The organism is Burkholderia sp. KL41, assembly GCF_057005415.2.
Genome location: NZ_CM174447.1, coordinates 2835437 through 2848584, shown reverse-complemented (window position 1 = coordinate 2848584; position 13148 = coordinate 2835437). Strand labels below are relative to the sequence as shown.

At 66.8% G+C, this 13148-nt stretch carries 13 protein-coding genes and 1 tRNA gene; 7 read left to right on the top strand and 7 right to left on the bottom strand.

Going from position 1 to position 13148, the window contains the following annotated elements:
- Positions 1–126 precede the first annotated feature (126 nt).
- The 4 genes from PQB87_RS30120 to PQB87_RS30105 all read right to left on the bottom strand — a co-directional run bounded on the left by PQB87_RS30120 (position 127) and on the right by PQB87_RS30105 (position 3751).
- A complete protein-coding gene (locus PQB87_RS30120; protein ID WP_489243139.1) occupies positions 127–939 on the bottom strand; it encodes a nucleotidyltransferase domain-containing protein in 813 nt (270 codons plus the stop codon).
- Positions 940–994: 55 nt separating this feature from the next.
- Complete coding sequence (locus tag PQB87_RS30115) at positions 995–2218, bottom strand: RtcB family protein (RefSeq protein WP_027790917.1); 1224 nt, start codon at positions 2216–2218, stop codon at positions 995–997.
- Between the two features lie 62 nt (positions 2219–2280).
- Positions 2281–3420: a slipin family protein gene (locus tag PQB87_RS30110; protein WP_489243138.1), complete on the bottom strand. Its 1140-nt coding sequence runs from the start codon at positions 3418–3420 to the stop codon at positions 2281–2283.
- Positions 3421–3678: 258 nt separating this feature from the next.
- Positions 3679–3751 (bottom strand) — tRNA-Cys (locus tag PQB87_RS30105).
- 335 nt (positions 3752–4086) lie between these two features.
- Between PQB87_RS30105 and rtcR the strand changes: the two genes are divergently transcribed.
- On the top strand, positions 4087–5706 hold the full coding sequence (rtcR, locus tag PQB87_RS30100; protein ID WP_489243137.1) for an RNA repair transcriptional activator RtcR: 1620 nt from the start codon (positions 4087–4089) through the stop codon (positions 5704–5706).
- A gap of 76 nt (positions 5707–5782) precedes the next feature.
- A complete protein-coding gene (locus tag PQB87_RS30095) occupies positions 5783–6298 on the top strand; it encodes an SUKH-3 domain-containing protein (RefSeq protein ID WP_230953561.1) in 516 nt (171 codons plus the stop codon).
- 25 nt (positions 6299–6323) lie between these two features.
- On the opposite strand, the gene PQB87_RS30090 is transcribed toward PQB87_RS30095, so the two are convergent.
- Complete coding sequence (locus tag PQB87_RS30090; RefSeq protein WP_489243136.1) at positions 6324–6914, bottom strand: nuclear transport factor 2 family protein; 591 nt, start codon at positions 6912–6914, stop codon at positions 6324–6326.
- 128 nt (positions 6915–7042) lie between these two features.
- On the opposite strand from PQB87_RS30090, the gene PQB87_RS30085 reads away from it, so the two are divergent.
- The gene (locus tag PQB87_RS30085; protein ID WP_027790922.1) at positions 7043–7585 is read left to right on the top strand and encodes a MarR family winged helix-turn-helix transcriptional regulator; all 543 of its coding nucleotides are present in this window, start codon (positions 7043–7045) and stop codon (positions 7583–7585) included.
- A 40-nt stretch (positions 7586–7625) separates the two neighbouring features.
- On the opposite strand, the gene PQB87_RS30080 is transcribed toward PQB87_RS30085, so the two are convergent.
- On the bottom strand, positions 7626–8837 hold the full coding sequence (locus tag PQB87_RS30080) for an IscS subfamily cysteine desulfurase (protein WP_111939125.1): 1212 nt from the start codon (positions 8835–8837) through the stop codon (positions 7626–7628).
- A gap of 276 nt (positions 8838–9113) precedes the next feature.
- On the opposite strand from PQB87_RS30080, the gene PQB87_RS30075 reads away from it, so the two are divergent.
- The 4 genes from PQB87_RS30075 to PQB87_RS30060 all read left to right on the top strand — a co-directional run bounded on the left by PQB87_RS30075 (position 9114) and on the right by PQB87_RS30060 (position 12352).
- The gene (locus PQB87_RS30075; protein ID WP_233342700.1) at positions 9114–9641 is read left to right on the top strand and encodes a flavin reductase family protein; all 528 of its coding nucleotides are present in this window, start codon (positions 9114–9116) and stop codon (positions 9639–9641) included.
- A gap of 36 nt (positions 9642–9677) precedes the next feature.
- Entirely contained in the window at positions 9678–11156 is a 1479-nt protein-coding gene (locus PQB87_RS30070; RefSeq protein WP_059622381.1) for a 4-hydroxyphenylacetate 3-hydroxylase family protein, read from the top strand.
- Positions 11157–11204: 48 nt separating this feature from the next.
- Positions 11205–11591: a cupin domain-containing protein gene (locus PQB87_RS30065; protein ID WP_489243135.1), complete on the top strand. Its 387-nt coding sequence runs from the start codon at positions 11205–11207 to the stop codon at positions 11589–11591.
- 71 nt (positions 11592–11662) lie between these two features.
- Entirely contained in the window at positions 11663–12352 is a 690-nt protein-coding gene (locus tag PQB87_RS30060; protein WP_059684624.1) for a DUF2848 domain-containing protein, read from the top strand.
- A gap of 19 nt (positions 12353–12371) precedes the next feature.
- Here the strand turns inward: PQB87_RS30060 and PQB87_RS30055 are convergent, their stop codons facing one another.
- Complete coding sequence (locus PQB87_RS30055) at positions 12372–13136, bottom strand: class I SAM-dependent methyltransferase (protein WP_489243134.1); 765 nt, start codon at positions 13134–13136, stop codon at positions 12372–12374.
- Positions 13137–13148: the final 12 nt, after the last annotated feature.

Genomic DNA, 13148 nt, shown 5'->3' with positions numbered 1-13148 from the left:
GGGCGCAAGACGTCGGACTGCAAGCGCATCGTCAGCAAGCGGGGCGGTCGAAGGCAGCGGCGCATGCAGGGGCGCGCTTTGCGGAACGTTTTCGAGTATACCGCCGCAAAGCGCGCCGTCCGCTTTTCATCGTGCGTCGACCACGTCGCGCAGGAACGCATCGAGCATCGCCACGTCGCCCCACGGCCGCTTGTATTCGCGATCGTGTTCGGCATCGGTGAGCATCGTCTCGACGAGCGCGTGGATCGCCGGCCGGCGCGGCCCGTATTCGCTTTCGTTCGCGCTCATCTTCAGCGCGAGCAGCGCGTCGAGCTCCGCGCGCACCGACGGCTCGTGCACGGTGCCGTCGACGAGCGCCGCGAAACGCATCGGCGGCATCCCGAGCCCCGCGTCGATCCAGCGCACCGCGAGCAGCGGCCGCAGCACGTACAGGTATTTCTTGTAGCGCACCGTGTCGCCCTGCAGATAGCCGCGAAAGTTCTTCTTCGCCATCGCGAGGTAGTGATGGCGCCCGCGCACCGGCGAGAAGAACGCCGACGCCAGCGACCTGAGCCGCGGCGCCCAGCGCGCGTCTTCGCGATACACGACGGGCGAGTCGAGCCATTCGAGCAGCGTCGGGTTCGAGCGGCGCAGCAGTTGCAGCGCCTTGCGCAGTTCCCAGCCGCTGACGTCGAGCTCGTCGTCGAGCGGCCGCTCGATCACGTCGCGTTGCGCTTCGACGCTCAGGTACCAGTCGCGCCGGTGCGCATACACGAAGCGCACGTCGTAGTCGCTGTCCGGCGAGGCGAATCCCCAGCCGCGGCTGCCCGATTCGCACGCGAACAGCACGCTCACGTCATGGCGGCGCTCGACTTCCGCGAGCTCCGCCATCACGCGCGCCCGCACGGCCGGGTCGACCGGGTGCGCACTGCGCACGGCAGTCAGTTGTTCCGTTTTCATGATTGTCGTTTCTCTCTCGTTGCGCGCGGCCGCCGGCCATCGGCCGCGCACCGCGCTATCCTTTCACGCACACCACCTGGCGCAGCGTATGCACCACTTCGACGAGGCTGCGCTGGGCCGCCATCACCGCGTCGATGTCCTTGTAGGCCATCGGGATTTCGTCGACGACGCCCGAGTCCTTCCGGCATTCGACGCCCTGGGTCGCCTTCACCTGGTCGTCGACCGTGAAGCGGCGCTTCGCTTCGGTGCGGCTCATCGTCCGGCCCGCGCCGTGGCTGCACGAGCAGAAGCTTTCCGGGTTGCCGAGCCCGCGCACGATGAAGCTCTTTGCACCCATCGAGCCCGGAATGATCCCGAGCTGCCCCTTCTGCGCGGACACCGCACCCTTGCGCGTCACGAGCACGTCTTCGCCGAAATGGCGTTCGCGCTGCACGTAGTTGTGGTGGCAGTTCACTGCGTGTTCGTCGACCGAGAACGGCTTCGCGATCACGCCGCGCGCCGCGCCGATCACCGCATCCATCATCGCCTGCCGGTTGCGCCGCGCGTAGTCCTGCGCCCAGCCGACCGCTTCGACGTAGTCGTCGAAGTGGCGGCTGCCCTCGGTGAAATACGCGAGGTTGCGATCCGGCAGGTTCGCGATGTGCTGCCGCATGTCGGCCTGCGCGAGTTCGATGAACAGGCTGCCGATCGCATTGCCGACGCCGCGCGAGCCGCTGTGCAGCATGAACCACACGTGGTCCGCTTCGTCGACGCACACTTCGATGAAGTGGTTGCCGGTGCCGAGCGTGCCGAGATGCGCGTAATGGTTCGTCTTTTCCAGCTTCGGATACTTGTCGACGATCCGCTGGAAGCCCGGTTGCAGCGACTTCCACGATTCGGTCACGGCGGCCGGCGTGCGGTCGCCCCACGCGCCCGGATCGCGGCGGCCCGGCGCGCGGCCGTGCGGCACCGCGCGTTCGATCGCACTGCGCAGGCCCGCGAGCGAATCCGGCAGGTCGGACGCCGTCAGCGTCGTGCGCGCGGCCATCATCCCGCAGCCGATGTCGACGCCGACCGCGGCCGGAATGATCGCGCCCTTCGTCGGGATCACGCTGCCGATCGTCGAGCCCTTGCCGAGGTGGACGTCCGGCATCACCGCGACGTGGCTGAAGATGAACGGCATCTGAGCGGTGTTGCGCAGCTGCGCGCGCGCTTCGTCCTCGACGGCGACGCCTTGCGTCCACATCTTCACCGGCTTGCCGTTCGCCAGTTCCATCACCTGGTAATCCATTGCACTCATTTGCTTCACCTGATTCCTTCATTCATGCGGCGCGGCACACTTGTGCCGCGCCGTTGCGCCCGTCAGGCGCCCTTGATGCTGACGAGTCCGTTCAGCACCTGATCGAGACCGCCGAACACCGAGATGCGGTCGATCCGTTCCGCGACGCGCTCGAGCGTTTCCAGCTCCTTGAGCCGCAGCGCGGTCGGGTTTTCTTCCATCACCTTCGCGGTGTTCAGCAACGAACGCGTGGCCGCCGTTTCCTCGCGGCGGCGAATCACGTTCGCCTGGGCGGACTTTTCCGCCTCGACCACCTGCGCGAGGATCGTCTTCATGTCGCCCGGCAGCACGATATCCTTCACGCCGACGCTGCGCACGTCCACGCCCGAGTTGCCGAGGCGTGCACGCACCTGCGTGATCACGACGTCGTCGATCGACTGCTTGTCTTCCAGCAGTTCGTCGAGCGAGCGCGTGCCGACGGCCGAACGCAGGGCGAACTGCAGCTCGCGATACAGGTGCTCGACCGGCTTTTGCAGCTGGCCGAACGCATGCAGCACGTCCGCATAGCACCACGTCGCCGACAGGTTCAGCCGCAGCGCGACCTTGTCGCGCGTCAGGATTTCCTGTCCGCCGACTTCGAGCGCCTGCACGCGCAGGTCGACGAGTTCGACCGCGATGTCGCGGTTGAAGCGCCAGAACGCCAAGACGCCCGCGTCCAGCAGCCGCTCGATCTTGCCGTCGATCTTCAGCACGCCGACGTGGTACGCCGGCACCTGCGCCAGCAGTACGCCCGCCAGGCCCGCCACGCCGCGCGCCCGCAGTGCCGGCTGCGCGATGCGCTTCACGAGCGCGGCCGGCAGCACGCTGTCCTGCGCGAGATCGACGCGCTCGAGACGGTGCGCGGTCAGGCCGCGCCAGTACAGCCGGCGCGTGCCCGGCGCCAGGATCTCGACGAGCACGTCGTCTTCGTAGCGCAGGCCGGCTTCGTCGTCGGCGAGATCCATCGCGACGAAGTGCCGGGCGAGCACGTCCGGTGCGTCGTGACGCAGGTAATCGGCCAGTGCCGCGTCGGCGAGCGGCACGTCGAGACGCGCGGTCTGCACCGACAGGCGCTTGAACGGATCGAAGGCCTTGAACACGCCCGGTTCGAGCACCTTCACGAAATCGCCCTCGTTCATCAGCAGCGCGCGTTCGTTCTTTTTCACTACATGTCGCATCCACATATTCTTGTCCTTTTCTTCGATGACCGCCGGGTGACGCGCATCGTGCGGATCGCGGGGCGACGCAACCGGGCGGGCGGCGCGCAGGCCCGGCGCCGAAGTGCGCGGCGACGCATCCTGCTTCGCGTCGTCGTGCGCCTTTGCGCGGGCCGTGCGGCCGTCCGGCCGATCGCGCGGAACCGCAACCGGTCCGACGCGCGGCGGGCCTTGCGGCCCGCACCGGCGGGTACTGCTTTCATTACAAGGCTGTCCTTGCGGACAGCGTTCGAGCGGGATTCGAACCCGCTACACACCGGCTTGCGCCGGCTGCTCTACCCAAATGAGCTACCGAACGGAGGGCGCCCCGGGATTCGAACCCGGGCGAAGTTCCAGTACGCGCCCGTTTGCCTTCGTCTGCCCATGGCGGCATGCGCGACCGCGACGAACCAGGTTCGGCGGCGGCGCACCAGCAGGGCTTTGTGAACCCTGGCTCGCGGGCCAGCGGGACATCCGGCGCTTTCTATTTAGCGAGGAGCGTGCCAGCGGGCGGTGCAATGCACGAAATAAATCCCAACTCATTGAAATGGAAGGGGAAATTATTTTTATGACGGACGGCGCATGAAAATCCGGCCGTGGCTCGATCCGGAAAATTCGATACAATCGGATCGCCTCTTATCTTGTGGGATAAAAATGCGCAAGACCGTCGCGATCGGTTTTCTCGGTACCGTGCTCGACCAGGGCGGCGGCTCGCAGCGCCGCTGGCGCAACTGGCGGCCGACGATTTCGCTGTGCGAGCAGCGCGACATGCCGGTCGACCGGCTCGAACTGCTGCACGCGCCGAACTACGCGCGTCTCGCGAACCGCGTGAAGCAGGACCTCGAGCGCGTGTCGCCGCACACCGACGTGCGGCTCGTCCCGATGGAGATTCGCGATCCGTGGGATTTCGAGGAGGTCTACGCGACGCTGCACGATTTCGCGCGCGCCTACCCGTTCGATCTCGACCGCGAGGACTACCTGATCCACATCACCACCGGCACGCACGTCGCGCAGATCTGCTGGTTCCTGCTGGCGGAGGCGCGTTACCTGCCGGCGCGTCTTGCCCAGACGGCACCGCCGCAGAAGACCGACGAGGGGTTGAGCGGGCCCGGCACGATGTCGGTGATCGATCTCGACCTGTCGCGCTACAACCGGATCGCGCAGCGCTTCACGCGCGAGCGCGACGAAACGGTGTCGTTCCTGAAGGCCGGCATCGCGACGCGCAACGCGCGCTTCAATGCGCTGATCGAGCAACTGGAGCGCGTGGCCGTGCGTTCGCGCGCGCCGATGCTGCTGGTCGGGCCGACGGGCGCCGGTAAGTCGTTTCTCGCGAAGCGCGTGTACGAGCTGAAGCGCGGCCGGCATCGGCTCGCGGGGCCGTTCATCGAGATCAACTGCGCGACGCTGCGCGGCGACGCGGCGATGTCGACGCTGTTCGGCCACGTGAAGGGCGCGTTCACGGGCGCGCAGTCGGCGCGGGCCGGGCTGCTGCGCGCGGCGGACGGCGGCCTGCTGTTTCTCGACGAGATCGGCGAACTCGGGCTCGACGAACAGGCGATGCTGCTGAAGGCGATCGAGGAGAAGCGTTTCCTGCCGGTCGGCGCTGACGTCGAGGCGACCAGCGATTTCGAACTGATCGCGGGCACGCACCGCGACCTGCGGCAGATGGTGGCAGCCGGCACGTTCCGCGAGGATCTCTATGCGCGGATCAACCTGTGGACGTACGAACTGCCGGGGCTGGCCGAGCGCCGCGAGGACATCGAGCCGAACCTCGAATTCGAACTCGACCGGTTCGGCCGCGAGCAGGGCGAGCAGGTGCGTTTCAACGTCGAGGCGAAGCGGCGCTATCTCGCGTTCGCCGCGTCGCCGCGTGCGGCGTGGGCCGGCAACTTCCGCGAGCTGTCCGCGTCGGTCACGCGGATGGCGACGCTGGCCGATGCGGGACGGATTACCGAAGCGCTTGCCGAACAGGAAGTCGAACGGCTGACGCGCACGTGGTCGCAGCCCGGTGGCGCGGGATCGTCCGAGGCATGTGTCGACACGGTGTTCGGCGCGCGTGCGGCGGAACTCGACCTGTTCGACCGTGCGCAGCTCGAACGCGTGCTCGACGTGTGCCGCGTGTCGGCAAGCCTGTCGGAAGCGGGGCGCACGCTGTTCGCGGTGTCGCGGCAGAGCAAGAAGCAGCCGAACGATGCGGACAGGCTGCGCAAGTATCTCGCGCGGTTCGGGTTGGATTGGGAGGGGGTGAAGGGCGCGCTCGATGCGTCGAGGTGACGGGCACGCGCGATGCATTTCCTGTGTCGCGCATGGTGGATAGCGCGTGCGGTATTGTGCACGCAAACTCGGGAGGGTGGTGGTGATCGCGATTCCTTCGTCGGTCAAGGCGCTGTTTGCCGATTCGGGGTGGCGTGGCGATTCCGGTTGCCGAGTGTCGTCCGGCGATGGCGAGCATCCGGGGGATGCCATCCTGCGCGAATTCGGCGGGCTGATCGTGGGCGCTTCCGCCAGCGGGCAGACCTGCGCGCGAATGGGGCTCGCCTTTCATGCGCTGGCGCGCAAGGATCACCAGATCGACGCGTGGGAACAGGCGCTCGGGACGACGATGATCGGCTTCGCCGAAGACGATCTCGGGTACGCCGAGTTTTATGTCGATGCGCAGGGCCGGGTGTTCTCGACCAATTGCGTGGTCGACGGTGTGCATCTGTGCGGATTCACGTTCGGCGAAGCGGTCGAGCGGACGCTGCTCGGGCGCGTCTCGATTCCGCTGTTGCTCGACCACCGGGCAACGATTGCCCATTACGGCGAGGTTCTGACGATCGACGATCCGCGCGTGATGACGGTCCGTCAGCTCCTTGCCCGCACGTGAAGCGGCGACGCGCTTCAGCCGTGTTTCAACCGGCCGCCGCTGCCGCCGCCTCGTGAAACGGCGCCAGGAATGCCCATTCCGGCTGCGCGGCCGCGACATCCGCCAGCCCGCGCGCGAACGCGTGCGCCGGCAGCCACGGATACCCGAACGCCGCATGCAGCGCGTCGAGTTTCGTCGACTTCGGATCGTCGATCGTATCCATGCGCGCGACATGAATGTGCAGCGCCGCGATCCGCGTACCGCCTTCGCTGTCGGGTGTGAACTGCCAGCGGTACGTGCCGTGCCCGATCCGCAACGCGCCGTTGTCCTTCTGCCGCATCACGACGAGCCACGACATCCTGCTGACGCCATGCGGGTCGACTTCGGGTTCCGTGCACACGTAATAGGTCCGGCACCGCTCGAACCGCTCGCCGAATTCCTCGACCAGGGTGCGTGCGATCGCGGCCGCGCCCGTCACGCGCGGCGGAAAATCGATGTCGTCGTTCGCGAGCGAAAAGCCCAGCTCGGCATCGGCCGCGAAGCAGTCGGCGATCAGCGCGGGCCGGTTCAGGTCCTTTGCGCGCAGATAGCATTCGAGTAGCGCGCGAAGCGATGCGGGATGAAGCGGGAAGGGCATGGACGAGCCTCCTGTAGCGGGAAATGGGGTCACGCGCAGCGTCCGGACCTGGCCGGGGGCGCATGTGCCTTTGCCGTATAATTTCGTTTCAAAGCTAAATTCGCATGACCGTACGGAGCGTCGAAGTCATGGCCAAGCAGCAAGAGGAGTCCGTTCTGACCATCACCAACCCGGCCTGCCTGATCGACGGCACGGACACGGAATTTCGCCACCTGATCAACGGGCTGCTGCCGTTTGCGGCCCGCCTGCTGTCGGTACGCGACGGCTTCGGCTCGCTGATCGGCCTCACCGGCATCCAGTATTCGCTGCTCGTATCGGTTTCGCATCTTTCGCACGACGACGTCGTGACCGTCAACCGCCTCGCCGATCACCTGCACCTGAGCGGCGCATTCGTCACGATCGAGACGGGCAAGCTGAAGAAGCTCGGCCTGATCGACAAGCGCCCGGACCCCGACGACAAGCGCAAGATGCGTCTCACGGTCACGCCGGCCGGCTCGAAGCTGCTGAAGGCGCTCACCGATACGCAGCAGCGCATCAACAACGTGCTGTTCGAGGGCGTGACGAAGACGGAATTCAAGGCGCTCTGCTCGGTGATCGACCGCCTCGTCACCAACGGCGACCGCGCGACGCTCGATCTCGCGCACCTGATCGCGCGCCAGGAAAAAGGCTGACGCGCACGCGCTGCCGGCCCGCCTGACGCTTCTACCGCACTCAGTGCGCGGCCCACTCGATCGAATTCAGGTCGACCCCTTCGAGATGCATGTCCCACAGCGGGCTCAGCGCGCGCAGCTTGCCGACCGTGTCGCGCACCTGCGCAATCACGCTGTCCACTTCGGCTTCGGTCGTGAAGCGGCCGAGCGTGAAGCGGATCGAGCTGTGCGCGAGCTCGTCGCTGCGGCCCAGCGCGCGCAGCACGTACGACGGCTCCAGCGATGCCGACGTGCACGCGGAGCCTGACGATACCGCGACACCCTTGATTCCCATGATCAGCGATTCGCCTTCGACGAAATTGAAGCTGACGTTCAGGTTGTGCGGAATCCGGCGGGTGAGATCGCCGTTCACGTAAACCTCGTCGAGCGTCGACAGGCCGGCCAGCAACCGGTCGCGCAATGCGCCGACGCGGCGGCTTTCCTCCGCCATCTCTTCCTTCGCGAGTCGGAACGCCTCGCCCATCCCGACGATCTGGTGCGTGGGCAGCGTGCCCGAGCGCATCCCGCGCTCATGGCCGCCGCCGTGCATCTGCGCTTCGATCCGCACGCGCGGCTTGCGGCGCACGTACAGCGCGCCGATCCCCTTCGGGCCGTAGACCTTGTGCGCGGTCACCGTCAGCAGGTCGACGTTCAACGCATTCACGTCGACCGGGATCTTGCCGGCCGCCTGCACGGCGTCGCAGTGGAACACGATGCCGCGCGCGCGGCACAGCGCGCCGATCTCCGTCACCGGCTGGATCACGCCCGTTTCATTGTTCGCGAGCATCGCCGACACCAGGATCGTGTCGGCGCGCAGCGCCTGCCGCACCGTGTCGAGATCGAGCAGGCCGTCTTCCCGCACGTCGAGGTACGTGACGTCGAAGCCCTGGCGTTCGAGCTCGCGGCACGTATCGAGCACGGCCTTGTGCTCGGTCTTCACCGTGACGAGATGCCTGCCCTTGCCCTGGTAGAAGTGCGCGGCGCCCTTGATCGCGAGGTTGTTGCCCTCGGTCGCGCCGGAGGTCCACACGATTTCGCGCGGATCGGCGCCGAGCAGCGCGGCGACGTGCGCGCGCGCTTCCTCGACCGCCTGCTCGGCATCCCAGCCGTAGCTGTGGCTGCGTGAAGCCGGGTTGCCGAACTGCTCGTGCAGGAACGGCACCATTTTGTCGACCACGCGCGGATCGACGGGCGTCGTCGCGCTGTAGTCCATGTAGATCGGGCGGGATTGCATCGATGCGGCTCCGGAAAACGGTGTCTCCCGCGGTGCGCGAAAGCACCGCGGAACAGGGTAGCCGCAGTGTACGTGGACATTCGCGGGCGCCGCGCAACACCCATCCCGTCAGTATGGTTGTCTTTCAAACAAAGCTTTCAAGGTCAGGGTTTACGACAACTTGAACCCGCCTTTGTGTTTACATTTAATAAAAGCTAAATAACAAAGCTAAGTAACGGTGCTTTGTTGGGCCTGATTCCGCAGCGGAATCAGGCGATGCAACCCTAGGAGGACGAGATGAGCGAGAACCATGCCGGAACCGGTGCGGGTGCCGACGCGCACCGGCACTTTCGCACCGCGCTGTCGATGTTCGCGACGGGCGTCGCGGTGATTACCGCCCCGCGCAAGGAGGGGGCGCCGATCGGTATCACGGTCGCGTCGTTCAATTCGGTGTCGCTGGACCCGCCGCTGATCCTGTTTTCGGTCGACCGTCGCAGCCTGAGCCTCGGCGACCTGGCCGGCGCGGGCGGCTATGCGGTCAACGTGCTCGACGAGACGCAACAGCACCTGTCGAACTGCTTCGCGAAAGCGAACGGCGACAAGTGGGGCTGGCGTGCCGGCGCGGCCGATGACGACGGCGCGGTGCTGCTGCCCGACGCGCTCGCGACGTTCGAATGCGAGCCCTACGCGCAGTACGACGGCGGCGATCACGTGATCTTCGTCGGCCGCGTGACGCGGCACTGCGCGCGCTCGGAAGGGCGCCCGCTGATCTTCTTCGGCGGCCGCTATCGCACGCTCGACGGCATGCACGCGCCGTCTGCCTGAATGCAATCCACGTTTCATTCCACCCAGGAGGACATCATGATCAAGAACGGGACCCAGCACATCGCGTCGCTGCGCGACGGGCGGCAGGTCTACCTGAACGGCCAGCCGGTCGGCGACGTGACCGCGCATGCGGCATTCCGCAATTCGATCCGCAGCTACGCGAGCCTGTACGACTACCAGGCTCGCGACGAGAACGTCGAGAAGATGACGTTCGTGTCGCCCGACTCGGGCGACCGCGTCAGCCGGATCTGGCAGCTGCCGACCTCCTACGACGAACTCGTCGAACGCCGTGCCGCGCTGGAAGCGTGGTCGGAGCTGCATTACGGCTTCATGGGCCGCTCGCCGGATCACGTCGCGTCCTGTCTTGCCGGCATGGTGATGGGCGCCGACGTGTTCGAGCAATACGATCCGGCGCGGGCGGGCGCGCTGCGCGACTACTACCGCTACGCACGCGACAACGACCTGTTCCTGACCTACGTGATCGTGAATCCGCAAGCGAACCAGTCGAAGGCCGCGCACGAGCAGGAGGACAAGTACCTCGCGGTCGGCATCGTCGATCAGGATGCCGAAGGCATCACGGTGCGCGGCGCGAAGATGCTCGCGACGAGCGGAATCATGGCGAACGAGGTGTTCTGCAGCTGCATCCAGCCGCTGCGCGAAGGCGACGAGATGTATGCGCTGTCGTTCGCGGTGCCGATGAACGCGAAGGGCATGAAGATCCTGTCGCGCAAGTCATACGAGGAGAACGCGACATCGGTGTTCGACAACCCGCTGTCGAGCCGCTTCGACGAGAACGACGCGGTGCTGTATTTCGACGACGTGAAGGTGCCGTGGGAACGGATCTTCGTTGCCGGCAACACGGCGATGTGCGCGAAGCAGTTCCACGCGACGCCCGCGCACGTGTACCAGAACTACCAATGCCAGGTGCGCCTGATGACGAAGCTGCGCTTCCTCGTCGGGCTCGGCCTGAAGATCTCCGAGGTCAACGGCACGAATGCGTTCCCGCAGGTGCGCGAAACGCTGGGCCAGCTCGCGGCCGAAGCGTCGATGGTCGAGGCGTGGGTCTACGGGATGGAAGCGAAGGGCACCGTCGTCAACGGCTTCTACGTGCCCGACCGCAACATGCTGTACGGCTCGCAGGTCGTCACGCAGCAGCTCTATTCGAAGGTGCTCAACACGCTGCGCGAGCTCGCCGGCGGCGGAATGATCATGCTGCCGTCCAGCGTGCGCGATTTCGAGAACCCCGACCTGCTGCGCATCATCGAGAAGACGCAGAAGTCGCCGGTGTGCTCGTCCGAGGAGCGCGTGAAGTTCTTCAAGCTCGCGTGGGATGCGGTCGGCTCCGAATTCGCGTCGCGCCACAACCAGTACGAACTGTTCTACGCCGGCGCGTCGTTCGTCACGAAGGGGCATGCGTATCGCACGTATGACTGGCAGCGCGCGTCGCATCTCGTCGATTCGATGCTCGGCAGCTATTCGCTGAACCAGGAACTGTCGACGCCGCACGCCGCCTGACGCGCCGCATCGCGTTCGACTCACCCGCTATCGCCACAGGAGAGACAGATGGCCATCAACAAGCTTCACGACGAATTCCATACGCTGGACATGCAGCGCGACTGGCAACTGCCGGAAGGCTATGACCCGGCATCCGGCGCGCAGGAACTGATCCTGTCCGGCGCGCTCGACACCGAGCGGAAACGCGGCAGCCGTACGCGCTTGCTGCGCCTGCCGGCCGGGCTGCATACGAAGAAGCCGTTCGAGCACGACTACTGGGAGGAGGTGTTTCTCGTCGAAGGCGACCTGACCGTCGGCAACGACGAACACGGCAACGGCGGCACGCCGTTCAAGGGCTACACGTATGCGGTGCGCCCGCCCGGCGCATGGCACGGCCCGTTCAAGTCGAACGGCGGCTGCGTGCTGCTGGAGATCCACTACTACGACCCGGCCTGAGCCCGGCCATTCACGACACAACGCGGGCGGCGCCGCATCGCGCGTGCGCTGCCCGCTACGAGGAGCATTCGATGAAAACCATCACGTTCGCGATCGACGGTCGCGACGGCCGCACCGAGCGCGCGATCGCGATCGACACGCTCGTGATCGCGGGCTGGACCGGCCGCGACACGGCCGCCATGGAGAAGCACATCCGCGAGCTGGAGGAACTGGGCGTCAAGCGCCCGGCGACGACGCCCGTGTTCTACCGCGTCGCGGCCGACCGCCTCGATCCGTCGCCCGCAATCCAGGTGTCGGGCGGGCAGAGCAGCGGCGAAGCGGAATTCGTGCTGGTGCGCGACGGCGGCGAGACGTTCGTCGGCATCGCGTCCGATCACACCGACCGCGAGGTCGAGACGTACGGGATCACGGTGTCGAAGCAGATGTGCGGCAAGCCGTGCGCGAACACGCTGTGGAAGTTCGACGACGTGGCCGGGCACTGGGATCAGCTCGTGCTGCGCGCCTACGCGACGATCGACGGCGAGCGCGTGCTGTACCAGGAGGGCAAGGTGAGCGCGATGCGCGCACCGGACGACCTGCTCGCGCAGTTCGCGCGCCACGACGGCCGCTTCGTCGACGGCACCGCGATGCTGTGCGGCACGCTCGCGGCGATCGGCGGCATCCGGCCGGCCGAGCGGTTCGAGGTCGAGCTGGACGATCCGGTGCTGGGCCGCACGCTGCGGCACGTGTATGCGGTGGACACGCTGCCGGTGGCGGGCTGACGCGGCCGGGAATGCGCACTTACGCGCGGCAGATCGCGATGATCTCCGCGCTGGTCGCAGCGTCGAACGGCACGTGCCGCCAGTCGCCGTACCAGTCGGCCGACGGGAATCCGGCCGCGATCACGCGCTCCCGAAGTTCGGGTTGTGTGATGAAGCGCAGGCGGCTCGTGTTCGTCAGCACCGTGTCGTCGCGGCGGAAGCGGTAGTGCGTGTCGAACGTGACGATCGCGCCGTCCACGGAGCGCACCGCATGATGCAGGTCGACGATGCCCGACTCGCGCGATTCGACGCTGCGTGCCGAATGTGGCGGCGTCCATGCACGCCACGGCGCGATGCGCGGATTGCGGGTCTCGAACAGGAAGCGTCCGCCGTCGGCGAGCACGTGCCGCGCGCCGCGCAGCGTCATGTCGATTTCCGCGTCGGTCAGCAGGCACTGGAACGCATGCCCGGTCATCACGACCGCATCGAACGGCGGCGCGTCGGGCGGCAGGCCGTCGAGCCCGCACGCAAGCCAGTGGACCGCGTCGGCGCCCGGCTGGCGTCGGGCGTATTCGATCATCGCCGGCGCGGGATCGATCGCCACGACGTCGTGCCCGGCTGCCGCGAGCCGGCGCGCGAACGTGCCGGTGCCGCAGCCGAGGTCGAGGATGCGTCGGCGTGCGGTGCCGATCACGGACGCGTAGAACGCGAAATCCCGATCGCCCGCGTTGAACAGGTCGTAGACCGCGACGAGGCGCGGGTCGGTGTAGAGGGCTTCGCCGGCGGGCGTGGCGGCGGACGTCATGCGGCCGTGCGT